This is a genomic window from Caballeronia sp. GAWG1-1 (assembly GCF_023631465.1).
Taxonomy (GTDB): domain Bacteria; phylum Pseudomonadota; class Gammaproteobacteria; order Burkholderiales; family Burkholderiaceae; genus Caballeronia.
Map to the genome: position 1 here is coordinate 1 of NZ_JALQDB010000040.1, position 25,701 is coordinate 25,701.

At 61.9% G+C, this 25,701-nt stretch carries 22 protein-coding genes; 10 read left to right on the forward strand and 12 right to left on the reverse strand.

Annotation, left to right across the window (positions count from 1 at the left end; translation table 11 throughout):
• The 6 genes from NCT03_RS28405 (at nucleotide 1) to NCT03_RS28430 (ending at nucleotide 5,559) form a co-directional block, all read left to right on the forward strand.
• Complete coding sequence (locus tag NCT03_RS28405) at nucleotides 1-942, forward strand: electron transfer flavoprotein subunit alpha/FixB family protein (protein WP_250494783.1); 942 nt, start codon at nucleotides 1-3, stop codon at nucleotides 940-942.
• A gap of 169 nt (nucleotides 943-1,111) precedes the next feature.
• On the forward strand, nucleotides 1,112-1,861 hold the full coding sequence (locus tag NCT03_RS28410) for an IclR family transcriptional regulator (protein ID WP_250494784.1): 750 nt from the start codon (nucleotides 1,112-1,114) through the stop codon (nucleotides 1,859-1,861).
• A gap of 40 nt (nucleotides 1,862-1,901) precedes the next feature.
• Nucleotides 1,902-2,675, forward strand: coding sequence for a transporter substrate-binding domain-containing protein (locus NCT03_RS28415; RefSeq protein WP_244831435.1), 774 nt, complete (start codon nucleotides 1,902-1,904; stop codon nucleotides 2,673-2,675).
• 17 nt (nucleotides 2,676-2,692) lie between these two features.
• Nucleotides 2,693-3,361 (forward strand): amino acid ABC transporter permease, encoded by a 669-nt coding sequence (locus NCT03_RS28420; RefSeq protein ID WP_250469534.1) that lies wholly within the window; start codon nucleotides 2,693-2,695, stop codon nucleotides 3,359-3,361.
• On the forward strand, nucleotides 3,358-4,122 hold the full coding sequence (locus NCT03_RS28425) for an amino acid ABC transporter ATP-binding protein (protein WP_244831437.1): 765 nt from the start codon (nucleotides 3,358-3,360) through the stop codon (nucleotides 4,120-4,122). Before NCT03_RS28420 ends, NCT03_RS28425 begins: the two co-directional genes overlap by 4 nt.
• 36 nt (nucleotides 4,123-4,158) lie before the next feature.
• A complete protein-coding gene (locus NCT03_RS28430; protein WP_250494785.1) occupies nucleotides 4,159-5,559 on the forward strand; it encodes a formimidoylglutamate deiminase in 1,401 nt (466 codons plus the stop codon).
• Between the two features lie 86 nt (nucleotides 5,560-5,645).
• Here NCT03_RS28430 and NCT03_RS28435 read toward each other — a convergent pair whose 3' ends face one another.
• The 6 genes from NCT03_RS28435 to NCT03_RS28460 all read right to left on the reverse strand — a co-directional run bounded on the left by NCT03_RS28435 (nucleotide 5,646) and on the right by NCT03_RS28460 (nucleotide 12,902).
• The gene (locus NCT03_RS28435; RefSeq protein WP_250494786.1) at nucleotides 5,646-6,488 is read right to left on the reverse strand and encodes an IclR family transcriptional regulator; all 843 of its coding nucleotides are present in this window, start codon (nucleotides 6,486-6,488) and stop codon (nucleotides 5,646-5,648) included.
• A 73-nt stretch (nucleotides 6,489-6,561) separates the two neighbouring features.
• Nucleotides 6,562-8,103 (reverse strand): AMP-binding protein, encoded by a 1,542-nt coding sequence (locus tag NCT03_RS28440; protein WP_250494787.1) that lies wholly within the window; start codon nucleotides 8,101-8,103, stop codon nucleotides 6,562-6,564.
• A 57-nt stretch (nucleotides 8,104-8,160) separates the two neighbouring features.
• A complete protein-coding gene (locus NCT03_RS28445; RefSeq protein WP_250494788.1) occupies nucleotides 8,161-9,942 on the reverse strand; it encodes an ABC transporter permease subunit in 1,782 nt (593 codons plus the stop codon).
• A gap of 10 nt (nucleotides 9,943-9,952) precedes the next feature.
• On the reverse strand, nucleotides 9,953-11,014 hold the full coding sequence (locus NCT03_RS28450; RefSeq protein ID WP_250494789.1) for an ABC transporter ATP-binding protein: 1,062 nt from the start codon (nucleotides 11,012-11,014) through the stop codon (nucleotides 9,953-9,955).
• A gap of 10 nt (nucleotides 11,015-11,024) precedes the next feature.
• Nucleotides 11,025-12,086 (reverse strand): ABC transporter substrate-binding protein, encoded by a 1,062-nt coding sequence (locus tag NCT03_RS28455; RefSeq protein WP_250469540.1) that lies wholly within the window; start codon nucleotides 12,084-12,086, stop codon nucleotides 11,025-11,027.
• 54 nt (nucleotides 12,087-12,140) lie between these two features.
• Nucleotides 12,141-12,902 (reverse strand): enoyl-CoA hydratase/isomerase family protein, encoded by a 762-nt coding sequence (locus tag NCT03_RS28460; protein WP_250469541.1) that lies wholly within the window; start codon nucleotides 12,900-12,902, stop codon nucleotides 12,141-12,143.
• A gap of 337 nt (nucleotides 12,903-13,239) precedes the next feature.
• Between NCT03_RS28460 and NCT03_RS28465 the strand changes: the two genes are divergently transcribed.
• Nucleotides 13,240-13,500: a hypothetical protein gene (locus NCT03_RS28465; protein WP_502800435.1), complete on the forward strand. Its 261-nt coding sequence runs from the start codon at nucleotides 13,240-13,242 to the stop codon at nucleotides 13,498-13,500.
• A 193-nt stretch (nucleotides 13,501-13,693) separates the two neighbouring features.
• Here the strand turns inward: NCT03_RS28465 and NCT03_RS28470 are convergent, their stop codons facing one another.
• Together NCT03_RS28470 and NCT03_RS28475 are read right to left on the reverse strand one after the other, a co-directional pair.
• Nucleotides 13,694-15,028 carry an MFS transporter gene (locus tag NCT03_RS28470; RefSeq protein ID WP_250494790.1) on the reverse strand — a complete coding sequence of 445 codons (1,335 nt, stop codon included), beginning with the start codon at nucleotides 15,026-15,028 and terminating at the stop codon, nucleotides 13,694-13,696.
• 85 nt (nucleotides 15,029-15,113) lie between these two features.
• Entirely contained in the window at nucleotides 15,114-15,899 is a 786-nt protein-coding gene (locus NCT03_RS28475; RefSeq protein WP_250494791.1) for an SDR family oxidoreductase, read from the reverse strand.
• Between the two features lie 663 nt (nucleotides 15,900-16,562).
• Between NCT03_RS28475 and NCT03_RS28480 the strand changes: the two genes are divergently transcribed.
• Nucleotides 16,563-16,736: a Flp family type IVb pilin gene (locus NCT03_RS28480; protein WP_244831949.1), complete on the forward strand. Its 174-nt coding sequence runs from the start codon at nucleotides 16,563-16,565 to the stop codon at nucleotides 16,734-16,736.
• A 50-nt stretch (nucleotides 16,737-16,786) separates the two neighbouring features.
• On the opposite strand, the gene NCT03_RS28485 is transcribed toward NCT03_RS28480, so the two are convergent.
• The gene (locus tag NCT03_RS28485; RefSeq protein ID WP_250469544.1) at nucleotides 16,787-17,671 is read right to left on the reverse strand and encodes a LysR family transcriptional regulator; all 885 of its coding nucleotides are present in this window, start codon (nucleotides 17,669-17,671) and stop codon (nucleotides 16,787-16,789) included.
• 123 nt (nucleotides 17,672-17,794) lie between these two features.
• Between NCT03_RS28485 and argC the strand changes: the two genes are divergently transcribed.
• The gene (argC, locus tag NCT03_RS28490; protein ID WP_250494792.1) at nucleotides 17,795-18,733 is read left to right on the forward strand and encodes an N-acetyl-gamma-glutamyl-phosphate reductase; all 939 of its coding nucleotides are present in this window, start codon (nucleotides 17,795-17,797) and stop codon (nucleotides 18,731-18,733) included.
• 2 nt (nucleotides 18,734-18,735) lie between these two features.
• Here the strand turns inward: argC and NCT03_RS28495 are convergent, their stop codons facing one another.
• The gene (locus NCT03_RS28495; protein WP_250494793.1) at nucleotides 18,736-20,412 is read right to left on the reverse strand and encodes an ABC-F family ATP-binding cassette domain-containing protein; all 1,677 of its coding nucleotides are present in this window, start codon (nucleotides 20,410-20,412) and stop codon (nucleotides 18,736-18,738) included.
• An 881-nt stretch (nucleotides 20,413-21,293) separates the two neighbouring features.
• Here NCT03_RS28495 and dld point away from each other — a divergent pair.
• Entirely contained in the window at nucleotides 21,294-23,033 is a 1,740-nt protein-coding gene (gene dld / locus NCT03_RS28500; protein WP_250494794.1) for a D-lactate dehydrogenase, read from the forward strand.
• Nucleotides 23,034-23,265: 232 nt separating this feature from the next.
• On the opposite strand, the gene NCT03_RS28505 is transcribed toward dld, so the two are convergent.
• Nucleotides 23,266-25,095 carry an ABC transporter transmembrane domain-containing protein gene (locus NCT03_RS28505; protein WP_250494795.1) on the reverse strand — a complete coding sequence of 610 codons (1,830 nt, stop codon included), beginning with the start codon at nucleotides 25,093-25,095 and terminating at the stop codon, nucleotides 23,266-23,268.
• A 62-nt stretch (nucleotides 25,096-25,157) separates the two neighbouring features.
• Nucleotides 25,158-25,604, reverse strand: coding sequence for an SRPBCC family protein (locus NCT03_RS28510; protein WP_244831447.1), 447 nt, complete (start codon nucleotides 25,602-25,604; stop codon nucleotides 25,158-25,160).
• Between the last annotated feature and the right edge of the window lie 97 nt (nucleotides 25,605-25,701).

The window sequence follows — 25,701 nt, forward strand, 5'->3', positions numbered from 1 at the left end:
ATGACGATTCTGGTAATTGCGGAACACGACAACGCGTCCATCAAGGCCGCGACGTTGAACACGGTAGCGGCGGCGGCGAAAATCGGCGGCGCTATTCATGTGCTGGTCGCGGGTGCGAACGCGCAAGGCGCGGCCGATGCGGCAGCCAAGATCGCAGGCGTATCTAAAGTGCTGCTTGCGGATGCGCCTCAACTCGCCGAAGGTCTGGCCGAGAACGTCGAGGGCACGGTGCTGAATATCGCGAAGGACTATTCGCACATCCTCGCGCCCGCGACCGCCTACGGCAAGAACATCGCGCCGCGTATCGCAGCGCATCTGGACGTCGCACAGATCAGCGACATCACCGCCGTCGACAGCGCCGATACCTTCGAGCGTCCGATCTACGCGGGCAACGCTATTGCGACGGTGCAATCGAGCGATCCGATCAAGGTCATCACGGTCCGTGCAACGGGCTTCGATCCGGTGGCTGCGGAAGGCGGCAGTGCATCGATCGAGAAGATCGAAGCGGCAGCCGACGCTGGCATCTCGTCATTCGTCAGCCGCGAAGTCACGAAGCTGGATCGGCCGGAACTGACTTCGGCTTCGATCATCGTTTCGGGTGGACGTGGTCTCGGCAGCGGCGAGAACTACACGAAGGTGCTCGAACCATTGGCCGACAAGCTTGGCGCGGCAATGGGCGCATCGCGCGCGGCGGTGGATGCCGGTTACGTGCCGAACGACTATCAAGTAGGTCAGACGGGCAAGATCGTTGCGCCGCAGTTGTACGTGGCCGTTGGTATTTCGGGCGCCATTCAGCATCTGGCCGGGATGAAAGACAGCAAGGTCATCGTCGCCATCAACAAAGATCCGGAAGCGCCTATTTTCAGCGTCGCGGATTACGGCGTCGTCGGCGACCTGTTTTCGCTCGTGCCGGAACTGACTGAATCGATCGACATGCGCTGACCCAGGAGGCGTATCGGGCAAACCTTGCCGCGCCTCGCGTGCATGACTCCCTCACGTTCGGCTAAAAACCTCACCTTTATTCCCAATCGCTGGGAATCCCTTTTTTGTCCGCCGGGAGCGATGTGGCATTCTGCGCTCATCGACATCGCCTTTCCGGCTGGACATCACAGTGAAACGGGAATCTAACGTCACCGGCGCCGAGCGCTTGCTGCTCGTGCTGACCGCGCTCGCTAGCCACGGCAAGGCCATGTCCGCGAAGGACATACTCGCCGCCACCGGTCTCGCGCAGAGCACGCTTTATCGGCAAGTGGCGTTGCTCAAACGCTGGGGCTTCGTCGCCGAGGACGCCGGTTTTTACGCGCCCGGCCCGATCAGTCTTCAACTCGCGCTCGGCTTCGACGTCAATTCGCTGCTGGTCGAAGCGAGCCGCGAAGGCATGCTGAAGCTCGCGAACGCCACGCAGGAAAGCGTCGGCTTGATCGTCGCCGTGAACGATCAGGTGATCTGCCTCGAAATGATCGAGAGCACGCAGTCGTTGCGCTGCTCTTTCGAAAAGGGACGCTCGGTGCCGTTGCGCTCGGGCGCATCCGCCAAGTCGCTGCTCGCCTTCATGGCCGACAAACTGCGCGCCGAGACGCTGGAGCGTCTGTTCGCCAACGACGATGCCACCCGCGCCACCCTCGAAACCGAACTGGAGCGCATTCGCTCGCGCGGCTTCGCGGTGAGCGAAAGCGAAGTCGATCCCGGCGTATGGGGCGTAAGCGCGCCCGTGTTCCGGCGCGCGTCGCGCAGCGCGGGCGCGAGCGCATCGATCACGCTGATGGCGCCCTCCTCGCGCGCGGCAGGCCGGGAGCAGCAACTCGCGGACTGGACCGTGCGCGCCGCCAATGCCATATCCGCGCGGCTGCAGGCCGCCTGAACCGCCAATCAACGACAGACCACACCCCTGGAGCCACGCCATGAAAATCAAGAACCTGCTTTCCGCCGCGAGTTTCGGTATCGCCATGATGATTGCCGCGCTGCCTGGCGCCGCGGCCGCGCAAGACTCGAACGTTTTGAACGTCGCCACGGACGCTACCTTCCCGCCGATGGAGTTCGTCGACAAGGGTCAGCGCACCGGCTTCGATATCGACATCATGAACGCGCTCGCCAAGAGCATGGGCAAGCAGATCCAGTGGACCGATATCGACTTCAAGGGACTGGTTCCGGGCCTCGTCGCCCATCGTTTCGATGCAGCCATCTCCGGCATCTACATCACGCCGGAACGCGCCCAGGTGATCGACTTCACCCAGTCGTACTTCGCGGGCGGCCTGTCCGCACTGGTCAAGGCGGATTCGCCGATCAAGACGCTCGCCGATCTCAACGGCAAGAAAGTGACGGTGCAGGTCGGCACGAAATCGGTCAACTTCCTGCGCGACAACTATCCGCAAGTGCAGCGCGTGGAAGTGGAAAAGAATCAGGAGATGTTCGATCTGGTCGGCATCGGCCGCGCGGATGCCGCCGTCACGGGCAAGCCCGCCGCATTCCAGTTCGCGCGCACGCGCCCCGGCTTTCGCGTGCTGGACAAGGAGCTGACGACCGAGGCATATGGCATCGCGGTGCGCAAGGACGAGCCGCAATTGCGCGATCAGATGAACGCCGCGCTCGCCAAGATCAAGGCGGACGGCACCTACGACGCGATCGTGAAGAAGTGGTTCAGCGCGAGCGCCGGCACGACGGCAAGCGCGAAGTAAGCCGGCGGACCTGAGCCATGCAACTCGACTTCACGCCAGCCTTCGCCGGTTGGGACGATCTGGCGCATGGCGCGCTCGTCACGGTGGAAGTGACCGCCGCCGCGCTCGTGCTCTCGTGCCTGCTCGGACTTCTGATCGGCATCGGCCGGCTCTCGCCGCAGCGGCGCATCGTCTACGGCTTCTGCACCGGATATCTGATCTTCTTTCGCGGCACGCCCCTGCTCGTGCAACTGTTTCTGCTGTTCTTCGGCCTGCCGCAGTTCAATATCCTGCTGCCTGCCTTCGTGTGCGGCATGCTCGGGCTCGGCCTGTATTCGGCGGCCTACGTGTCGGAGGTCGTGCGTGGCGCGATTCAATCGGTGGATCGTGGACAGATGGAAGCTGCGCGCTCCATCGGCATGTCGGCGGGTCAGGCCATGCGCGCGATCATTCTTCCGCAAGCCGTCGTGCGCATGATTCCGCCGCTCGGCAACGAGTTCATCGCGCTCATCAAGAACTCGGCGCTGGTGTCGCTTCTGACCATCGACGATCTCATGCACGAAGCACAGAAGATCATCAGCGTGTCGTACCGGTCGCTGGAGGTGTATCTCGTCGTCGCGCTCGTCTATCTCGTCCTGACGCAGACGACGAACTACATTCTTCATCGCGTGGAGCGACGGCTGCGCGCAGGAGGCATGGTGCAATGAACAGCGCCCAACCCATTCTCAGCATTCGCGATCTCACCAAGTCGTTCGGGACGCATCGCGTATTGAACGGTATCGACTTCGATATAGAGCCAAGTCAAGTTGTCGTGGTGATCGGGCCAAGCGGCTCCGGCAAGAGCACGTTCCTGCGCTGCTGCAACGGTCTGGAGCAACCCGAGCGCGGAACCATCGACATCTGCGGGCATCGTCTCGTCGATCAGGGAACCATGCTCAAGGAGCGCGCGCTGAATGCATTGCGCACGGAAGTGGGCATGGTGTTTCAGTCGTTCAACCTGTTCCCGCATCTTTCGGTGCTGCACAACATTACCGTGGGACCGCGGATGTTGCGCGGTGCATCGAAGGCAGATGCCGAAACGGCCGCGCTCGGCCTGCTCAGGAAAGTCGGCCTCGAACACAAGGCGCATGCCATGCCCGCGAGTTTGTCGGGCGGCCAGAAGCAGCGCGTCGCCATTGCGCGGGCGCTGGCCATGCAACCGCGCGTCATGCTCTTCGACGAACCCACGTCCGCGCTCGATCCCGAACTCGTCGGCGAAGTGCTTCAGGTGATGAAGCTGCTCGCCGCCGAAGGCATGACCATGCTCGTCGTCACGCATGAGATGGGCTTTGCGAGAGAAGTGGCGGATGTCGTCGTCGTGATGGATGGCGGCGAGATCGTCGAGGCGGGCCCGCCCTCGCAAATCTTTTCGACACCCACGCAGCCTCGTACACGCTCGTTCCTGCAAGCGGTTTTGTCGCGTGCGTGAATGTTTCACCGATGCCCGATACCGAGTAGTCCGCTCATGAATACACGCACGAAATCACTCTTTGCGGCGCATGCGCTTTTGCCCGAAGGCTGGCGCACCGACGTGCTGCTCGAATGGGACGCCACAGGTACGCTCGTGGCGGTCACACCCGATAAGCGCGATGCGCCCGCCGACGTCGCGCGTGCCGCCGGACCGGTCATTCCCGGCATGCCGAATCTTCATTCGCACGCGTTCCAGCGCGCGATGGCCGGACTCACCGAGTATCGCGCGAACCCGACCGACAGTTTCTGGAGCTGGCGGGAACTGATGTATCGCTTCGCCGCGCGCATCACGCCCGAGACGCTCGGCGCCATTGCGCGCTGGCTGTATGTCGAGATGCTCAAGGCTGGTTACACGTCCGTCTGCGAGTTCCATTACGTGCATCACGCGGAGGATGGAACGCGCCATGCAAACCCCGCCGAGCTTGCGCAACGCGTGGTGGATGCGGCGAGCGAAACCGGCATCGGCATGACGATGCTGCCGGTGCTCTATCAGTTCAGCGGCTTCGGCGAAGAGCCGCCTCGCGACGATCAGCGGCGCTTCGTCAATACCACCGAAGGCTATCTCGATCTGCTAGCCGCGTTGCGTCATGCCCGACCCGAACACGGCGCGCTGCGATACGGCGTCGCGCCGCATTCGCTGCGCGCGGTGTCGGAGGCGTCTCTGCGCGTCGTCATCGAAGCGTTGAACGACATCTCGCCTGACGCGCCGGTTCATATCCACATCGCGGAGCAAACGGCAGAAGTGGATGCTTCGCTTGCCGCGCTGGGCGCGCGGCCCGTGCAATGGCTGCTGGATCGTTTCGACGTGAACGCGCGCTGGTGCCTCGTGCATGCGACGCATATCGACGCCAGGGAAACCGCTGCGCTCGCGAAAAGCGGCGCCATTGCGGGCCTGTGCCTCACCACCGAAGCGAATCTCGGCGACGGGATTTTCCCCGCGAACGAATACCTCGACGCAGGCGGCGCTTTCGGTATCGGCTCGGATAGTCATGTCGGCGTGGACTGGCGCGCGGAACTGCGACTGCTCGAATATGGCCAGCGTCTGTCGCGGCGGCAGCGTAACGTGCTGGCATCGCACGAAACGGCGCAGGTTGCCGATCGCCTGTTTCGCGACGCCCTCGAAGGCGGCGCATGCGCGACCGGCCGCGCAGTCGGCGCGCTCATGCCGGGGGCGCGCGCGGACTGGATTGTGCTCGACGCCGATCATCCGAATCTCGCGGAACAGACGAGCGCGACGTGGCTCTCTTCCGTCGTATTCTGCGAACACGGCGAATCGCCCGTGCGCGATGTGTTCGTTGGCGGCGAGTGCGTGATCCGTGAGCGTCGGCATCACGATGAAGCGCGGCATTATCGCGACTATCGTGCGGCGCTTGCGCGGCTTTTTGCCGGCGCTTGAATCTACACAGTATCGCTGTCGTGCCCGTCGTTCGAGGGCGTGCCGATCGTCGCGCTCCAAGCGGCGTCGAACGTATCCGTTGCGGCTTATTCGATGCGCCTGCGCGTGGAAATGGCGGACGCCGTGGAAATGACGAGATCCGCGAAGCGCTTTTCGTCGCGATCGGCCTGCCAGCGCGAACGCGCCACCGCAATGTTCACCGCGCCGATGCCTCGTCCGTGCGCATTGGTGATGGCGGCCGCGGTGGAGATGTCGCTGACGAAATATTCGTCCTCCGTGTGCGCATAGCCCTGCTTGCGAATCTGTGCAACACGCTCCTTGATCTTGCGCGGCTGATACACCGTCGAGGCCGTATAGGGCACGAGGTTGGTACGCGAGAGAATGTCGTCGATCTCGCCGTCGGCGAGCGTGGCGAGGATCGAGAGACCGGGCGCCGTGCAATAAGCCGGCAAGCGCGAGCCGGTGATGACGTGCGCGTTGAACACGTTGCGGCTCACGATGCGCAGCACGAAAACGATGTCGGTGTCGTCCAGCACGGTGAGATTGGTGGCCTCTTCCGTCTCGGATCCGAGTTGCTGCAGATACGGCGTGGCGCGGCTCACGAGATCGTTCGACGTGAGGTAGTGATAGGTGAAGTCCAGCAGCCGTGGCGACAGTTCGTACTTGCGGCTGTCGGGGTCCTTGAACAGATAGCCGAGCGCCGCCAGCGTAAAACTGAAGCGCTGCGTCGCGCTCATGTCGAAGCCCGTGATGGCCGAGATTTCCGAAAGCGACAACTGCCGCTTGCTACCGTCGAAAGCCGTGAGCACCTTCATGGCCTTTTCGACGGACTGCACGTACAGCGACGACGCAGTTGCGTCCACCGCCTCGCCCGCCCCTTTCGCGGCGGCGTTCTTGCGTTTTCGCGGGGCTTTGGACTCGTCGCTCATCTCTCGTATGCTTTTGTCGTCGATGGCAAAATTATCGCATAGCCCTATTACCCTATCTGAATGCGATAACTCCTTAGGCTTTCACGCTGGCCAGCCGATCCCACGCGTCTTCCACGCTGCGCGACAGCAGATGCTTCTTGATGCGTTCGCTCGCCGTCAGTTCGAAGCCCGGCGCCGCGCGGTAATAACGCGGCAACTGAAAACTCGCGAGGCGCTCTCGCGCCCATATGTGCAGCGTTTCCCAGTCCACCGGCTCGTCCTTGAACTGCACGTTGAGCAGAATGTCCTGCTCGCCGACCGCCGACGCCACGCCCATCGCAGCGCTCAACCGCACCGCCGGATGCGTCGCGAAAACGCGTTCGATCTCCCATGCCGACACGTTCTCGCCGCGCACACGCATGCTGTCCGTCTGCCGGCCGACGAAATACAGATCGCCATCGGCGTCGCGGCGCGCGCGATCGCCCGTGTGCAATTTGCCGTTGCGAAGCGCAGATTTCGTCGCCTCGGGATTCTTCAGATACGCTGGCAAAAAGGTCCCTTCCACTTTGCTCGACAACACGATCTCACCCGCCTCGCCTGGCGGCACCGGCTGGCCGTGTTCATCGAGCAATTCGATATCGAGCCACGGCAGCGCGCGGCCGATGGACCCCGGCTTGCCGGTAACGTTCGCGGTAGCGAAGCTAGAACACTCCGTCATGCCGTAGCACTCGCGCAGACGCACCTTGAGGCGCGTTTGTATCGGCTCCCACGCAGACGCGCTCACACCCGCGCCCCACGCCACGCGCAACGAATGCGCTGAAGGCTGCGCGGCTTCGGGCAACTGCATCAGGATATCGAGCACGCCGCCAAGGTAATGCAGTTGCGTCGCGCCCGCGCGCTCCACTTGCGGCCAAAACTGCGAAGCCGAGAAGCGCGGCACCGCATGCAGTGTCACCGGTTCGAGGAACGGCAGCAACAGCATCTGCGCGCCGCCGATGTGGCACAGCGGCTCCCACAGGAACAGGCGGTCTCCCTCGCGCACGTCGGCGACACGCAACGCCGCTTCACTCGCAATGCGCATCATGCGATGCGTAAACACGACGCCCTTCGGCGCGCCCGTCGTGCCGGATGTATAGATGATGCACAACGGCGCGTCGACGGGGATCGCCGCCGTGGCGAACGCGGCGTTCGTATCCGCCGCATCGAATGCGGGCAGGCGCGTGCGTTTGGACATGCCGCAGTCGATCGATGCCGTGATCGCGTCGAACTCGCCGTCGATGACGAAGAGTTTCGGTTCCGCATGTTGCAGCAGATATTCGAGGCCCGACGCGCGCAACTTGATGTTCACCGGCACCCAGACGAGGCCGCTCAACACGAGTGCGTAAATCAGATGGATGTGTTCGGGGCTGTTGCCGAGCATCACCGCGACGCGATCGCCCGGCACGAGCCCCTGACCCGCGAACCAGCGTTGCAATTGCACGATATGACGCGAGGCGTCCGCGCACGAGATTGCATGATCGTCGAAATGCACGACGGTGCGCGCGGGCGTGGCGCGCAATCCGGCCGCGAGGAGCGGCGCGCAATCGAGTTCGTCGTTCGCGTGCCGGTGGCCAAAGTATTCTGAATAACGATGCATGTTCGAATCGGGTTATGGACTGCTTTTATGGCTGGGTGTCGCTGAATGGTGTCGAAATCAGCGCGCGCGGCGCTTGATCCACGACGACACCGCCACCACCAGCGCGATCAGCACGATCAGCGTGGTCGATACCGCCGCGAGCGTGGGCGTCACGGCCAATTGGATGTCGTCCCACATCTGTTTGGGTAGCGTCGAGTTGATGCCGCCGCTCACGAAGATCGCAATGGTGAGATCGTCGAAGGAAACCAGAAATGCGAACAGGAACGCCGCCGTCACGCTCGCCATCAGAAGCGGCAGCACGATCGACGTGATACGCCGCAGCGGCGATGCGCCCATGACCCGCGCGGCATCGTCCAGACGCCAGTCGAAGCGCTGGAAGCCGGCTGCAAGCGTCACCACTACGTAGGGAATAGCGAGCACCGTATGCCCGATCACGAGCCCGAGGTTGGTGCCCGTCAGCCCGAAGCGTCCGAACAGATACAGGAGCCCGACCGCCACCACGATACGCGGCACGATCAACGGCGCGACCAGCAGCGCGAACACCGGTTTGCTGGCGCGGCGCGGCATGCGCGTCATCGCGAGCGTCGCGCCGAAGCCGAGCAGCAGCGACAGCACCGCGGTGCCGAATCCCACTTCGAACGATCGGAAGATCGCGCTGTGCCACACGGGCGAATCCATGAAGGTGCCGAACCACTTGCCGCTGAAAAGCTTCGGCGGGAACGCGATGTAGTCGCTCTTCGTGAACGCGTACGGAATCACCGACAGCACCGGCGCGACCAGCACCACCATGATCGCGCAGGTGTAGACGCCGAGCGGACTGGCTGCGCGCGCGGCGGTATCCGCATGCGGATTGCGGCGCACGAGAAACGGCGCGAAGAGGCGGCCGGCCAGCATCAGAACGGCGAGCTTGATGCCTTGCGCCCGCGAGCCGCGCGAACGCTCGGTGACTTCGCCCGTGAGCGAAGTCAGGCCGACCATGCGGTCATAGACGAAGAAGATCACGATCGAGCAGACGAGCAGCACGGTCGAGAGCGCGCCGGCGAACCGCATGTCGAAGAGTTCGAGCACGGACGAGATCACGAGTTGCGCGATCATCGTTTCCTTCGGCGAGCCAAGCAGCGCCGGCACGATGAAGAAGCCGAGACTCGAGATGAACACGAGCAGTCCCGCCGCCGCGACACCCGGCGACGACAAGGGCAGAAACACCGTGAAAAAGCTCATGCTGCGTTGCGCGCCGAGCGTTTCGGCGGCTTGTGTCAGACGGTCGTCGATACCGCGCATCACAGGCAGCATGGTCATCACGGCGAGCGGCATCATGGAATGCACCATGCCGATCAGGACGCCGGTCAGCGATGGAATCGTACCGCTCGTTTCCCGCACGAGACCGAGCGACAGCGCGATGGTCGACAGCACGCCGGTCTTGGAGAGCAGCAGCATCCCCGCATAGGTTTTGACAAGGTAGCTGGTCCAGAACGGCAGCATGATCCACAACAGCCAGCGTTCGCGCACGCGCTCCGACAGACGGCTCAACATGTACGCAACCGGATAGCCGAGCAGAATGGACAACGCCGCCGTCATGAACGAGATGCCGAACGTAATCCACAAAACCTTGGCATAAACCGGCGTGCGCGCGATGCGTTCGAACTGCGAGAAACCGTATTGCCCGTCCGCGCCGACGAGTCCGCCTTGCAGAATCTCGCCGACCGGCACGATGAAGAACACCAGCAGGAACAACAAGGTCGGCACGATAGGCAAGATGCGCAACGTGCGCGCGGTCCACACGGACCGGCCGCGCCGCGAGCCTTCGTTCTCGCGTTGCGCGTGAAGTGCGATGGTCATATGCGCGTCCTCAGGCGTGCAGCAACGTGGTGCGATACGGGTCCCACACGAGGCCCACCCTTTCACCGATGCGTGGCGACAGGCTGCGCTCGCAGCGCACCGTGATCTCGCTGCCGTCGTTCATGGCGAGTTGCACGCGCGTATCGCTGCCGAAGAAAACGACATCGGCGATGGTGCCGTCGATGAAGCCGCTCTTCGGTTCCACGAGGCGCGGCGCCTCGGGACGCAGCAACAGCGTGTGGCGTGTCGACGGTGCGACTTGCGCGTTCATCGGCAAGGGAATGCGTCCGCCGGCGGCAAGCAGAATGGGCTCGCCGCCCTTGCCGCGCATGTCGTCGAGCGCGCCTTCCAGCAGATTCGAGTGACCGATGAAGCCCGCCGCGAATCGCGTCGCCGGGCGGTCGTAGAGATCGGCGGGCGTGCCTACCTGTTCGATGCGCGCCTGATTCATGAGGCAGATGCGGTCCGAAAGCGTGAGCGCTTCGTCCTGATCGTGGGTGACGTAGACGAAGGTCGCGCCAAGCTCTTTGTGCAGACGGCGGATTTCCGACTGCATATGCTCGCGCAGCTTCTTGTCCAGCGCGCCGAGCGGCTCGTCCAGCAAGATCACCGACGGACGATACGCAAAGCATCGCGCCAGCGCGATACGCTGCTGCTGACCGCCCGACAGCTCCTTCGGAAAGCGCTTGGCGTATTCGGTCATGCGCACCATGGCGAGCGCGTCGTCCACGGCGGCGCGCACGTCCTCGCGCGACTTGCGCCGCATGCGCAGACCGTATGCGACGTTGTCCCACACGCTCATGTGCGGAAAGAGCGCATAGCTCTGAAACACCATGCCGATGCCGCGCTTGCCCGGCTCGACATGCGTCACGTCGCGGCCATCTATCTCGATACGCCCCGCGCTCGGCGCAACGAGCCCGGAGATCATCTGCAACAACGTGGTCTTGCCCGAACCCGAGGGACCGAGCAGCGTCAGGAACTCGCCCGCCTGCACGGCGAGGTCCGTCGCTTCCAGCGCGATGGCGTCGCCATAACGCTTCGCGATGCCGATTGCCTCGAGTTTCGAGCTCATCTTCCGCTCCTTACGAAATGATCCACGAATTGAACCGCTCGGTGACTTTCTGGCGATTCTCTTCCCACCATTGCGGACTAGGCAGCTTCATGTCCTTGATGTTCTCCGGCGCCGTCGGCAACAGCGCGGCACGCTCCTTGTCGATGGTCTCGAACGACTTCTTGTTGGTCGGTCCGTAAGCCAGCGTGCGGGTGAGCGCGGCCTGGCGCTTCGCATCGGCGCAAAAGCGCACGAACTGCCTGGCTGCATCGGCGCGCGGCGTGCCCTTCGGAATACCCCAGCCCTCGATGGAATACAGGCCCTGATTCCACACGATGTTGACCGGTGCGCCCGAATCCTTCGCGGCTTGCGCGCGGCCATTCCAGGTCGAGATCATGTCGACGTCGCCGCTCTGGATCGCCTGCATGGCCTGCGCGCCCGAGGTCCACCAGATGGCGATATGCGGCTTGATCTTGTCGAGACTCTTGAAGGCGCGATCAACGTCAAGCGGATAGAGCTTGTCGAGCGGCACGCCGTCGGCCAGCAGCGCCTGCTCCAGCGTGTCGAGCGGACTGCGCCGCAGGCAGCGGCGGCCAGGAAATTTCTTCACGTCCCAGAAATCCGCCCACGACTTCGGGCCGTTGTCCTTGAACTTGTCGGCGCGATAGGCAAGCACCGTCGAATACACGTCCACACCAAGCCAGTTCGGCGTGATCGCCTCGGGCATGATGTCCGGGAAGTCGCTCGCCTTCAGCCCGATCGGTTCGAGCAGCCCTTTCGACTCGAGATACGGAATGTCGGCGGACAACGTGAGCGTGGTTACGTCCCACACGTAGTTCTTGGTCTGCACCATCGCGGCGAACTGCGCCACCGGTTGCGATTCGCGCGCGACGCTCACCACCTTGATGCCGGTGGCTTTCTCGAACGGATCGTAGAAGGCCTCGCGATACGCCGTCGTGTACGGGCCGCCCGGGTCCGACACCACGATCTGCTTACTCTGCGCGCGTGCTGCAAGCGGCATTGCGCCAGTTACGGCTAGCGCAAGCGCGCCTTGCAGGGCGCGGCGTCGCGTCGGGTTGAAGTCTTGCGTCATGTTTCAGGTCTCCCGCGCAGGGATTGAAAAGGAACGGCTCGGCTTCAGCCCGATTTATTTGGCGCGCTTTTTGAAGAACGCTTCCATCATGCGAGCCGGCTCCCCGGAGTCGTACGCTTCGCGCTGAATGCGCATGCCCGCTTCGATGCAATCGACGAAACCCGGCTCCGTCATCTCGCGAAAACGCTGCTTGTCCAGACGCATGGCAACCGGTGGCTTGTCCGCGAGTTCGGTGGCGATTTCGAGCGCCTTCTCGAACACCTTTTCTTCCGGCACGAGGTGATGCATGAGACCGATGCGGTGACACTCTTCCGCGTCCATCAGGCGACCGGTGAGCGTGAGTTCGATGGTTCGCGACATGCCGAGCATCGAGTTCATGATCCACGGACCTGTGGTGCTGGCGATACCCGCGTTGATTTCCGGCTGACCCATGCGCACGCCCGGATGACCGACGCGAATGTCGCCGAGCAGCGCGACCTGAAATGCCGAGCCGGCGGCCGTGCCGTTGAGCGCCATGACGAGCGGCTTCTGAAGGCCGCGCAGCGCGGCGTAGTAGCGCTGCCATTCCTTGACCCATTCCACGGCGCGCTCGCCGTCGAAGTCGTGCGCTTCCGACAGATCCTGCCCCGCCGAAAATGCGCGGTTGCCGGCGCCGGTCATGATGATCGCGGCGACCTGATCGTCGTCGTTGTAGCGATCGAGCGCGTCGATGATCTTGTTGCGCATCGGCGTGGTCCACGCGTTGAGGCGCTCGGGACGATTCAGCGTAATGACCGCCACGCGGCCATGACTGGAAAACAGGACGTCTTCACTCATAATTATCGTATCGCAATAGTTGATGGTGAATGGCAATATAGGCCGATCAAAATTACGATGCAAGCGGGTTTACGAGATGGACTGCGGCCGGTTGCCGAGAGACGCTTGCACTTAGGCGTTGAGCCGTTGGTCAACGCATCGCAACACGGCGTTCTCGCTAACCGCTCTGCCCGCAGAATGCGCATGGCCCGCATGGCGGCGATGAACCGCGCCCGCCGCGTACTGACCGCGCACGGTGTCGCAGGCGATATCCGCGACCGACATAGGCCGCAGCGACTTAGATGTTCTTAGAGGGTTTTCGACGCGGTCCCTCTCCGGCGCCGCGCGCCAGAAGAAGTTGGAGCAGCCGACCGTAGCGAAGACGGTTGCGCAAATGGCGGAACGTCTAGGCGCGCGTCTGCCGCTGCGTTCGACACGAGGGCTCGCGCCGGCGGAAGCCGGTCAGCGCTTTTATTTGCACGCGCGCCGGACCATCGAAGAGGCGGAGCAAGCCGAGCAGGCGGTGCGCGATTCGTCAGACGGTTTTTTCGGAGGACCGCGCATGGGCGCGGCTGCGTGTCTTGCCGGCGCTCAAGTCGTTCCTCGATCGACGCCTTGACCTCAGCATCAACATCGTTCTCGACGAAGGCGTCGATGTTGCGTTGCGCATGCGGAACGCACCGGAGCAGTCGCCAATACGACTCGGGATGCTGGCGGCTAGATGATGGATGGATCGCTTGACGCAGTGAGCGGCTCGCGTGGGAACGAGGCGTGGACCACTTTCCAGGTTCCCACGCCTCGCGCCGTATTTTTTAGTTTTGTCCTCGCGCTACCACGACATCGCGGAACCGAATCTTCCGGGGCAATCCCCACGCGATGAGCACAGCCGTAATCGCGCACACCACGGCGATTGCATAGAGTCCCATCGACGGGCTCCCCAGCAGGTCCTTGACCTTGCCGACCATATAAGGCGCAACGATGCCGCCGAACTGTCCAAGCGAGTTGATCAACGCAAGCCCGGCTGCTGCCGCGGCACCCGTCAGCATTCTGGCCGGGAACATCCAGAAAATGCCGAACGAAGCGATGACACCCGTAGCGGAGATGCTGAGGCCGAGCACGAGCAACACCGTATGGCCGGGCCATGTGGCGCTGATCAGATAGCCGAGTGCCGCCGCGATCGCGCAGCTGGCCAGATGCCAGCGCCGCTCACCGGTACGGTCCGAACTATGACTGATGAGCACCGTGCCAGCCATTGCCGCGAGATAGGGAATCATCGTGATCAGACCGATGATGAGCGGGTCGCTTGTGCCCGCGCTCTTCACCAGTTGCGGCATCCAGAAGAGGAAGCCGTAGATCCCCATGCACAGCCCGAAATAGATCAGTGAGAACAGATAGATCACAGGCCAGCGCAGCGCAACGAGGAACGAATGCGTGCTGTCGACCTTGCGGTCGCGCGAGAGGATCGAGGCAAGAAGCGTCTTCTCCGCAGGCGTCAGCCACTTGGCGTCTTCCATCCGGTCATCGAGCACGATCAGCACCACGATGCCGAGCAGAACCGACGGCAAACCTTCGAGCAAAAACAGCCACTGCCAGCCGGGCATGCCGTTCAAGCCATCGAAGAACTTCAGGATGCCGCCGGAAATCGGGCCACCGATGATTCCGCACAGTGCAATCGCCCCGAAAAAATACGAGTTCACGCGACCGCGCCGTTCGGCGGGAAACCACTGCGTGTAGAAGTAGAGCACGCCCGGCACGAACCCGGCTTCGAGTGCGCCGAGGAGAAAGCGCAGGATATAGAACCAGGTTTCGTCGCGCACGAACATCATTGCCGCCGACGCGATGCCCCACGAAATCATGATGCGCGCGATCCAGCGTCGCGCACCGGTGCGCACCATGATCGCGTTACTTGGAATCTCGAACAGCAAATAACCGACGAAGAATACGCTTGCGCCAAAGCCGTACGCGGCGTCGCTGAAGCCGAGTTGAGCCTGCATTTGCAGCTTGGCGAAACTGATGTTCACGCGATCGAGGTAAGCAACCACGAAGCAGGCGAGGATCAAGGGAACGATACGTCGGGTTACTTTATTGAAGAGGTGCGCCTCGGCAGCGGTATCCATCTCCGGTATTTCGGTCAGCGTTTCGAGCATACCTGTCTCCATCGATTTGTTTTGTCTTCTAATTGCGGGGCACCGGTTTCCAATCAACCAGTACACGCTGCGCTCGCCCGATTGTCTAGCCGCGTCCTATGAACGGCATCTTGGTTGCCATCACCGTCATGAACTGCACGTTCGCGCCGGGCGGCATGCTTGCCATGTAAGCGACGGATTGCGCCGCATGCGCCAAGTCCATCGTCGGCTCCGGCGCTCGCTCGCCGTTTGCCTGAAGAACGCCACCGGCCATTCCCGCGGCCATCTCTGTCAGAACGTTGCCGAAATCGATCTGACAGACCGCGATGTCGTACTTGCGCCCGTCCAGCGCGCAGGCCTTCGTCAAGCCACTGACTGCGTGCTTGCTTGCCGTGTAATCCGCGGAATGAAGACGCGGCGTATGCGCCGACAAGGAGCCGTTATTGATGACCCGGCCGCCCGGCGGGTTATTTGCACGCATCCGGCGAAAGGCGGCTTGCGTGCACAAAAGCGTGCCGATCACATTGATATCGAGCATCGTGCGAAAGCGCTCTATCGAAAGATCCTCGACCGACACGCCTTCCACGCCCACTCCCGCGTTGTTGAAAAGCAGATCGAGGCGACCGTAGCGCTCCTGCACCGTGTCGAAGAGACGTTGTACCGATGCCGAGTTGGTGACATCGGTGGCAATGGCCATCAACTTGCTGGCGGATTCGGGAACGTGTTGCTCGTAGTCTCGAATGACTGCGTCGAGCGCCTCTTGCCGACGTCCGGCGAGCGCGACACACCAGCCATCGTTCGCGAGCGCGTGCACCGTTGCCCGACCAATACCGCTGCCTGCTCCCGTGACGATGGCTACGCGCAATGTCTTCTCTGTGTCGTGTCGAGTCATGACGGCTTCTGTTTGTTCTCGTCTGCGGTTGGCCCGGAGCGGTTTATCCGGCATGGATAGGCACTTATGACTTTGCAGTGAATCTAGCGAAAACTTTACAGGCCGGGTACTGAGACTTTTTGATAGCGGTATGACTTTGCGTTATACCGGACGCTGTCGATTCACACTGCAGATGACGGCCCATTCGGCGCGAGAGCCAGTCCCCGTCTGCGTTCCCGAGGCGGCAACCACCCCGTAATCCGAATCGAGAACTTCCCTGCTTCGTCACAATCGCCCTTGCGCATAAGGGAATGTGCGTAGTACGACCGTATCGGTTCGAAAAGAATGGTTCGGCGGCTCGCATATCGATTACGAGCCAGCTTACGCAACCGCAGTTTCGGTAAAAAGGTGCGCCCGCGACGCCACGGCGGAACAAATCCCCTCTCGCTCATTCATGTTCTATCGCCGGGAGCCGTTATTGGATAAATGGAGCATCGCATCAGGCACTGTGCGCTCAAGCGACGCTTCATACCCAGAGCCTGAACCGTAGGCCCGGGTACACGATGAAGCTTCTGCGCATTCAAAACCTTCGGATTCGTCAACTGAGAGAGACGACTACCGATGCAGACGACCAATCGGTACACCGGGCAAAGACACCACAACGTTGAACCCGAGGATCAAATCATGACGCACTTCTTCAAGCGCTATCTCAAGGATACGCGCGGCATTACCGCGATTGAATATGGCCTGATCGCCGGCGTACTTGCGCTCGGCATCATGACGTCCGTCAGCGGCGTCGCCACTCAGCTGTCGACCACCTTCTCCGCCATCACGACCAAGCTCTCTACGATCCACTAAGCGTGGGCGGCGTTCTCTTCGAGAGTGTCGTGAGCCTCGACCCGGCAACGCTAGGCTAGTCGTAGATCCCACAAGACATCGAGTACCTGTCGAGTGGTGCGCTCAACGTGCCCCACACGGTGTGCAATGCCTAGCCGACGCCACAACGCCGGGCGCAGCGGACGCATGACGACGCGTCCGTCGGGCGATGGCGTCGTCGCCTCATGCGGCAGAAGCGCCGCGCCGTAACCTGCCGCCACGAGACTCTTGATCGCGTCGTTGTAGTTCAGCTGAATGCGCGGCGTCGGATGATGACCCGCCGTCGCAAACCACTCCGCTGTCAGACGCGAGAGACGCGTAGTCGCATCATTCAATATGAGAGGCCGAGCGGCCAGCCAATCAGGCGTGACACGGGCGGGACAACGCCAATGCGCGGGCACGAACGCCATCACCGGGTCGCGGCGCCAAGGCTTTATCACGAGTCCGGCCACGGAGAGTTGAGGCAGCGCGACCAGCCCGACATCCAGTCTCCCATCCGCCAATTGGGACAGCGTTTCATGCGACGTGAGCACCGCAAGCTGAATATCGATTGCGGGATTGTGCTGGCGCAACACGTCGAGCGCTTGCGGCAACAAGTGCGCGATCACACCAGTCGATGCACCGAGCCGCACCCGCCCTTCCAGTCCCTGCACCTGGCGTTCGATATCGTCCAACGCCTGCTCCGCATCGGCCAGCAGCCGACGCGCGCGTTCCACCAGCAACTCTCCTATTGCCGATGGCCTGACCTGCCCGCGCTTGCGTGACAAGAGCGGCGCCCCAATGCGGTCTTCGAGTTCAGCGACATGCAAACTGACCGTCGGAGGCGCCAGATGCAGAGCGCGCGCTGCATCGGCAAATGAGCCCCGCTCGGCAACCGCGATGAGAGTGCGCAAACGGTCAAGGCTGATCTCTCGCATGTTGGCGTCCAAATTCAGAAAAGTTGAATGTTCAAGTCATGAAATTCGAATTTTCTTATTCTAACGATTGGATGAACATAGGCGCTCGTTCTGCTCGTTACCACCACTCGGAGTATCTCGCGTATGAGCGCCCCCATTGTTTTCATCGATGGCGACCAAGGCACCACCGGATTGCAAATCCACGAACGGCTGCGTGATCGGACCGACATCACGCTGTTCACGCTTGCCGCCGAAGAACGTAAAGACTCACGCCGTCGCGCGGAAGCCATCAACGCCTGCGACATTGCAATTCTTTGTTTGCCCGATGCCGCCGCACGCGAGGCAGTGGACGCTATCGTCAATCCTGCCGTCAGAGTCATCGACGCGAGTTCGGCCCACCGCATACAGCCGGGCTGGACATACGGCTTTCCGGAGATGACGGCAGGACAAGCCGATCGCATTGCAAGCGCCCGTCGCGTCACCAATCCCGGCTGCTATCCGACAGGGGCAATTGGCTTGCTGCGTCCGCTGTTGCAGGCCGGACTGATACCAGGCGGCTATCCTGTCAGCATTCATGCGGTATCCGGCTACTCGGGACGCGGTCGTGCCGGCGTGGAGAAACACGAAGGTAAAGATGCCGTCAACGCGCCTTCATTCCAGGTATATGGTCTGGAGCTCGCGCACAAGCACACGCCGGAGATCCAGGCGCATGCCGGACTCGCGCAGCGCCCGATTTTCGTGCCTGCGTATGGTGCGTTTCGCCAGGGCATTGTGCTGACGGTGCCGTTGGAGTTGCGGCTGCTCGCATCCGACGTGGATGGCGCCACGTTACACGCTTGCCTCGCGCGCCACTATGCGGACGCGGCCCACGTGCATGTCTTGCCGCCGCATGAATCGAGCGTTTTGCGGCATCTCGATCCTCAGGCGCTGAACGGTACGAACGACATGCACCTGAGCGTATTTTCCAACGTGGAACACGGGCAGGTTCTGCTGTCCGCGGTGTTCGACAACCTTGGCAAAGGGGCATCCGGCGCTGCGGTCCAGAACCTGAACCTGATGCTTACGCGGCAATGCCAAGGGTGAACTCAGGCGATGGCCTTTTGCTCTCCAGCGGCCTCGCGCATGCGACGTGCTTCGTCGCGCAGGAACTGCTGGTAATCGTCCAGATCGCCGTCGAAGGGTTCGACGCCGCCCTTGGTTACGAGCCAGAACTCGTCGCATACCGCGCGCAGCAGGGACCGGTCGTGACTGACCAACATCACCGTGCCTTCGAATTCGTTGAGTGCCATGCCTAGCGCTTCGCGTGTGGCCAGGTCGAGGTGGTTCGTAGGCTCGTCGAGCAGCAGCAGGTTAGGACGCTGCCATACGATCATGCACAGCACGAGCCGCGCCTTTTCGCCGCCGCTCATCGTGCCGACTGCCTGATGCACCATGTCGCCACTGAAGTTGAAAGTACCTAGGAACGTGCGAAGCGATTGTTCGGTGCCACTTTGGCCGGGCGCACGCATGTTCGCGGGCGTGTCCTTGGCAAGGCGGATCATGTGTTCCAGCGGCGTGTCGAGAGGACGCAGCACGTCGAGTTCTTGCTGCGCAAAGTAGCCGATGTTCAGGCCCTTGCCTTCGCTGATTTCGCCCGCAATTGGCGCAAGTTCGTGCGCCACCGTCTTCACCAGCGTGGACTTACCCTGGCCGTTGGCACCGAGAATACCAATGCGCTGTCCGGCCAGCACCGACCGGTTGATGCCTCGCACGATGACCGTCGGCGGCGTGCCGGGCTCGGCATCGCTCGGCGCCGGGTAGCCGAAGGTCGCGTCCAGCATCGACAACAACGGGTTTGGGACGTTGAGTGGCTCCTTGAACTCGAAGTTGAACTCTGCGTCGGCGAGCACGGGCGCGATCTTCTCCATGCGTTCGAGCGCCTTGACCCGGCTCTGCGCCTGCTTCGCCTTCGAAGCCGTTGCCTTGAATCGGTCGATGAACTTCTGCAGGTGGGCGATCTTGTCCGCCTGCTTGGCCATCGAGGCCTGCTGCAACGCCATCTGCTCGGCGCGCATGTCTTCGAATTTGCTGTAGTTGCCGCCGTAACGCACGAGCTTGGCGTTATCGACGTGGACCGTTACCTGCGTGACCGCATCGAGGAATTCGCGATCGTGGCTGATCACGACCAAGGTTCCCTGATAACGCTTGAGCCACGCCTCCAGCCAGACCAGCGCGTCGAGATCCAGGTGATTGGTCGGTTCGTCGAGCAACAGCAAGTCGGACGGACACATGAGCGCGCGCGCCAGTTGCAGCCGCATGCGCCAGCCGCCGGAGAAACTATTGACCGGCTGGCTAAGTTGCGCAGCACTGAAACCGAGCCCCAGGATCAGCGCTTGGGCACGCGCGGGGGCATCGTGCGCACCGGCGTCGTGAAGGGCCATGTAGGCGTGCGCCATGCGCATGCCATCGTCGTCGGTCTCCGCGGCGGCGACTTCGATCTGCGCGGCCAGCAACACAGTGTCGCCTTCAATTACGAAGTCGGTCGCGCTCTGCTCGGTCTCCGGCATCTCCTGCGCGACCTGACCCATCTTCCAGGCAGCGGGAATCGAAAACTCGCCACTGTCCTCGTGCAGCGTGCCATTGAGAAGGCCGAAGAAGGACGACTTGCCGGCGCCATTGCGCCCTACGAGGCCGATCTTTTCGCCGGGGGTGAAGGTGACGGACGCGGAGTCGAGTACGACATTGACGCCACGGCGTAGCGTGACATTACGGACGGAAATCATAGAGAGCTACTTCGAAGAGGATAGGCATGATAGCCGACCGAGCGCGCCAAGCCTGCTTTTTTATGAACATGCGAGCGTGGGATCGCGCGCGATATTCAATCGATGTCACGATTTTCGCGAAATATCCCCACTAGCGCTCGTCATTCACTCCAATGGTGCAAGCCATTGAAAATATGGCCTGATGTGCAGGTAATTCAATACGGCCGTTCGCACCACGCCTTCAAAAAGAAACTCGCATTGCGCGCGCCCATTAATAACACGTACGGGCTTTTTTAACGGTTGAGCGCCACGAATTACCCACTTCTACACTGACGCTCAAGCAAATCACTCGCGATCTCTGGCTAATCGCTCCAAGAAAAGTGGCTTAGTCGGAATATACTACCTATATAGTTAAAATATCCAAACCGTGTGGTGTAAATGCGACCTTCTCGCAAGTTGATCTGGATAATCTTCGTTTGAACCCGAGGGCCGATAACGACTGATCGAGAAGAGCAGGAAATGCTGGCTCGTCGTTCGGTGCGGTTCACTGGTAGAGAGCCGAGACGGCCCATCAGTGCTATTACCCGCGATTTTCGCGGGTTTTTTTTCGCCTTCAAGTTTTGAGAGGCGCAATTTAATTGGTGCGCCGCGCGGCTGCCTCGATTGTCGTGTACCGGCGACAAGCGGCCTGCATTTTCCAGATGCGAAAACTGCCCACCGTCGATGCCAAAGTACATCGCATAGTCCGACCTACTCGTTAAAACCCTGGAACGACATAAAGCGAGCCGTCCGGTTTCGATCTCGACGTGTCCGGCCATGTCATTTCCGGATGAATCGCGTAAAGTTTCATCGTTCGATTCTCCAACTCATCATGACCGCCCCAGGGTCCAAAGTCCTCAACCATGCATGAACTCATTCAGTCGCTTGGCGACATCGTCGGCAGCCAGTTCGTCTTCACGGGCGCCACTGAAACGCGCCGCTTCCGGCAGGGTTATCGCTATGGCAGCGGCCAGGTGTTGGCGGCCATTCAGCCCGGCACGCTGGTCGAAATGTGGCGGGCGCTTCAGGCCTGTCATCGTGCAGGGACGATCGTCATCTGTCAGGCGGCGAACACCGGGTTGACGGGCGGATCGACGCCCGCGGACAGCGGCTACGACCGCCCGGTCGTCGTGCTCAACACCATGCGATTGCGGCGGCTGGACGTGATTCGAAACGGCGAGCAGGTCATCTGCCAGCCGGGCGTGACGCTCGATCAGCTTGAAAAGCGACTGCAGCCGCTCGGCCGCGAACCCCATTCGGTGATCGGCTCAAGCTGCATCGGCGCTTCGGTGACGGGCGGCATCTGCAACAATTCGGGCGGCTCGCTGATTCGCCGAGGACCCGCATTCACCCAATTGTCGATCCACGCGCGCGTCACGGCGGACGGCGAACTGAAGCTCGTCAATCATCTGGGAATCGATCTGGGCGACTCCGCCGAAGTCATACTCGGCCGTCTGGACGCGGGCGAATTGCCGGACGATATTCCGGCAGCCGCAGGGCTGCTGGCTTCGGACAACGAGTACAGCACCCATGTGCGCGACATCGATGCGTCCACGCCCGCGCGCTTCAATGCCGACCCGCGCCGGCTCTATGAAGCATCGGGCTCTGCCGGACACCTTGCGGTTTTCGCTCTGCGGCTCGACACCTTTGCGGCGGACGAACAAACTCAGGTGTTCTATATCGGCAGCAACGACGCCGCCGAGCTGGAAACCATACGCCGCGACATACTAAGTGGCTTCCGTAGTCTACCGATCGCCGGTGAGTACATGCACCGCGGAGCGTTCGATATCGCCCGTCGCTACGGCAAGGACATGTACATGTACATTCGTGCGTTCGGCACGGATAAGGTGCCGCATGCATTCGCGGCGAAGAGCAGGTTCGACGGGTTCACCGAGAAAGCGCGTCTTGGTAACGGCATCAGCGATCGGCTGTTGCAGGCGGCGAGCCGGCTTTTGCCCGAGCATCTGCCGCGCCGGCTCATCGAGTATCGCGACCGGTTCGAGCATCATCTGTTGCTGAAGATGGGCAACGACGGTGTGCACGAAGCGCGAACCTACCTCGAATCGCGTTTTCCGTCGCAACAGGGTGGCTATTTCGAATGCACGCCCGAGGAAGGCAAGGCGGCTTTCCTCAACCGCTTCGCGATTGGAGGCGCCATGGTGCGCTATCGGGCAGTCCATTCGCGAACCGTGGAGGACATCGTCGCGCTCGACGTTGCACTTCCACGGAACACGACCGACTGGTTCGAACGGTTGCCAGCGCATATTTCGAAAGACATCGAATTCACGATGTATTGCGGCCACTTCTTCTGCCACGTTCTGCACCAGGAATACCTGGTGAAGAAAGGTGTCGATTGCGACCGGATCAAGGACGACATCCTCGCTCTGCTCGCCGCGCGGGGTGCCGAGTATCCCGCCGAACACAACGTCGGTCACCTGTACGAAGCGAAAGCGTCTCTTGCACGGTTCTACGAAGAACTGGACCCGACCAATGCCTTCAATCCAGGCATCGGCAAGACCTCGCGGCTCTTCAACTGGGGACGATCATCGGCCTACGAGTGCGCATGCGAGTCGGATCACGAGGTGCTACAAAGAGAGCAGTAAGCGTCATTGCACCCGGCGTGTTCGGCATGATCTTTTCGATGTCGTCGCTCGGCCAAACGACGACTGCTTGTTCGTCGGCCGTTGCGACGCTTCGTTGGCCACGATGCTTTGGCCGATGGAGCGACCAGGTTGCCACATCGACCATCCGATGCCGTCATGCGCCAAGTTGCAGCGCTGTAGCGGGAGTCGTCTCAACGCGTGTGCTGAGCAAGCGACGGCTGTCATGCGAAGCTCAAGCCGAAGCCTCATGCCCGCGAGCAATCCCGGCAACCCCCATCTGATCCCCGAACTGCAACGCAGCCAACTGCGCATAAAGCGGCGAACTCAAGAGCAGCTCCGCATGACGACCCTGCGCGACAATACGCCCCTGTTCCAGCACGACGATGCGATCGGCCTGCTGAACCGTCGCAAGCCGATGCGCAATGACGAGCGTCGTGCGGTTGTGCGCCGCGTTGTCCAGCGCCTTTTGCACGAGCCGTTCGCTGGCGGCATCGAGGGCACTGGTGGCTTCATCGAGCAGCAGGATGGGCGGGTTCTTCAGAATCGCGCGGGCAATCGCAATACGCTGGCGCTGACCGCCTGACAATCGCACGCCGCGTTCGCCGAGAAACGTGTCGTAGCCTTCCGGCAGTTCCTCGATAAACCCGGCCGCGGCGGCCATGTCGGCGGCGCGCTGCACTTGCGCGAGCGTGGCGTCCGACGAGCCGTAGCGGATGTTGTCGATCACGCTGCCAGAAAAGATCACCGATTCCTGCAGCACCACGCCAATCTCCTTGCGCAATTCGACGAGCGGCACATCGCGCGTCGGCACGCCGTTGATCAGAATTCGGCCTGACTGAGGATCGTAGAAACGCAGCAGCAGTTGAAACAGCGTGGATTTTCCCGCGCCGGATGGCCCAACCAACGCGACATGCTCGCCCGGACGAACCTGCAGCGAAAGCCCCGAAAGCGCGGCAATACCCGGCCGCGACGGATACGAGAACCCGATATTCTCTAAGCGGATGCCCTCGCCTCGCGCGGGCAGCGTGACCGTGCTCTCGGCCTCCAAGACCGGCGAGCGTGCGGCGAGCAATTGCAGCAAGCGTTCGGTGGCGCCGGCGGCGCGTTGCAGATCGCCCCATACCTCGGCGACCGCGCCCACGGCGCCTGCCGTGAACACCGCGTAGAGAATGAACTGGGACAACTGGCCCGCCGTCATGCGACCGGCGAGCACTGCCTGCGCGCCTAGCCACAGCACGAAGACGATTGCGCTGAACACCAGCACGATCACCACGGCCGTCAACCAGGCGCGAGCGCGAATGCGCGTGAGCGCGGTCTCGAAAGCGGCTTCCACCGCGCCGGCATATCGTTTCGTCTCGAAAGGCTCTTGCGTGTACGACTGCACGGTCGGCATCGCGTTGAGCACCTCGCCTGCCAGCGCGCTCGTGTTCGCGATCTTGTCCTGGCTCGCGCGCGAGAGTTTCCGCACGCGCCGCCCGAAGATCACGACAGGCGCGACCACGATGACGAGCGTCGCGATGATGTACGCGGACAGCATCGGGCTCGTGACCGCGAGCATCGCCACGCCGCCGGTCAGAAGGAAGAAATTGCGCAGCCCGAGCGACAGGCTCGTACCCACCACCGTTTGAATCAGCGTGGTGTCGGCGGTGAGTCGCGACAGCACTTCGCCAGTCTGTGTGGTTTCGAAGAACTGCGGGCTCATCCGCAGCATGTGGTCGTACACGGCTCGACGCAAATCGGCCGTTACGCGCTCCCCCAGCGAGGAGACGAGATAGAAGCGCAGCGCCGTCGCGGCCGCCAGCACCAGCGAGACGACCAGGAGCGCCAGAAAATATCGATCGATATGCGTCCGGTCGCCCTCGGCGAAGCCACGATCGATGAGGTATTTGAACGCGACCGGCAACACCAGCGTCGCGCCCGCCGATGTCACCAGCGCAAGGAAAGCGAGCGCCCAGCGTCCGGCATACGGACGCAGGAACGGAGACAAAGCGAAGAGCTGTGCGACACCGGAGGAAGAACGCGCAGACGATGAAGACGACGAAGACCTGACAGGGTCGGACATGTAAATTCCCGAGCGGGAGCTGAGATCCACTCGATTGTGCCAGTCCCGCCAGTTCCGCGAGTTCAGCCGGAGATCTCGGGCTCGACCAAGTGCGCCAGTTGCAGCAGCGACTCTTGCCAGCCGAGATAGCACAACTCCGCCGGAATGACCTCGGGTATGCCTTCCTGCACGATGGTAACTTCGGTCCCGCACGACACCTGCCGCAACGAAACGGTGACGCGCATTTCGCCGGGAAGGTTGGCATCGTCGAAACGGTCCGAGTAGCGGATCTTTTCGAACGGTTTCAGTTCGAGGTACTCGCCGCCGAAAGACTGGCTCTGGCCCGTGCGGAAGTTGTGAAACGACATCTTGTGAGTGCCGCCCTCCCGCGCATCCATGTGATGGACCTGACAGATTAACCCGTACGGCGGAAGCCACCTTGCAATGGCATGGGGTTCCAGGAATGCGCGGTAGATGCGTTCGGGCGGCGCGCGCAAGACGCGGTGAAGATTGACGGTTCCGGTAGCCATGAAATTCGCCTCGCTTCGAGAAGTTGGACACACTGCTACGACGATGCATCGTCGCTGAATTCGACAGCTTCGGGATCAGGGATAACCCCTGAACGAG

Coding starts and splice junctions, on each gene's coding strand:
- NCT03_RS28450 (WP_250494789.1), bottom strand. CDS start 11,014: ATGAGCTCGAAACTCGAGGCAATCGGCATCGCGAAGCGTTATGGCGAC.
- dld (WP_250494794.1), top strand. CDS start 21,294: ATGCATGAACTCATTCAGTCGCTTGGCGACATCGTCGGCAGCCAGTTC.
- NCT03_RS28435 (WP_250494786.1), bottom strand. CDS start 6,488: ATGAGCGACGAGTCCAAAGCCCCGCGAAAACGCAAGAACGCCGCCGCG.
- argC (WP_250494792.1), top strand. CDS start 17,795: ATGAGCGCCCCCATTGTTTTCATCGATGGCGACCAAGGCACCACCGGA.
- NCT03_RS28420 (WP_250469534.1), top strand. CDS start 2,693: ATGCAACTCGACTTCACGCCAGCCTTCGCCGGTTGGGACGATCTGGCG.
- NCT03_RS28445 (WP_250494788.1), bottom strand. CDS start 9,942: ATGACCATCGCACTTCACGCGCAACGCGAGAACGAAGGCTCGCGGCGC.
- NCT03_RS28425 (WP_244831437.1), top strand. CDS start 3,358: ATGAACAGCGCCCAACCCATTCTCAGCATTCGCGATCTCACCAAGTCG.
- NCT03_RS28415 (WP_244831435.1), top strand. CDS start 1,902: ATGAAAATCAAGAACCTGCTTTCCGCCGCGAGTTTCGGTATCGCCATG.
- NCT03_RS28505 (WP_250494795.1), bottom strand. CDS start 25,095: ATGTCCGACCCTGTCAGGTCTTCGTCGTCTTCATCGTCTGCGCGTTCT.
- NCT03_RS28460 (WP_250469541.1), bottom strand. CDS start 12,902: ATGAGTGAAGACGTCCTGTTTTCCAGTCATGGCCGCGTGGCGGTCATT.
- NCT03_RS28510 (WP_244831447.1), bottom strand. CDS start 25,604: ATGGCTACCGGAACCGTCAATCTTCACCGCGTCTTGCGCGCGCCGCCC.
- NCT03_RS28470 (WP_250494790.1), bottom strand. CDS start 15,028: ATGCTCGAAACGCTGACCGAAATACCGGAGATGGATACCGCTGCCGAG.
- NCT03_RS28430 (WP_250494785.1), top strand. CDS start 4,159: ATGAATACACGCACGAAATCACTCTTTGCGGCGCATGCGCTTTTGCCC.
- NCT03_RS28480 (WP_244831949.1), top strand. CDS start 16,563: ATGACGCACTTCTTCAAGCGCTATCTCAAGGATACGCGCGGCATTACC.
- NCT03_RS28455 (WP_250469540.1), bottom strand. CDS start 12,086: ATGACGCAAGACTTCAACCCGACGCGACGCCGCGCCCTGCAAGGCGCG.
- NCT03_RS28485 (WP_250469544.1), bottom strand. CDS start 17,671: ATGCGAGAGATCAGCCTTGACCGTTTGCGCACTCTCATCGCGGTTGCC.
- NCT03_RS28405 (WP_250494783.1), top strand. CDS start 1: ATGACGATTCTGGTAATTGCGGAACACGACAACGCGTCCATCAAGGCC.
- NCT03_RS28475 (WP_250494791.1), bottom strand. CDS start 15,899: ATGACTCGACACGACACAGAGAAGACATTGCGCGTAGCCATCGTCACG.
- NCT03_RS28495 (WP_250494793.1), bottom strand. CDS start 20,412: ATGATTTCCGTCCGTAATGTCACGCTACGCCGTGGCGTCAATGTCGTA.
- NCT03_RS28440 (WP_250494787.1), bottom strand. CDS start 8,103: ATGCATCGTTATTCAGAATACTTTGGCCACCGGCACGCGAACGACGAA.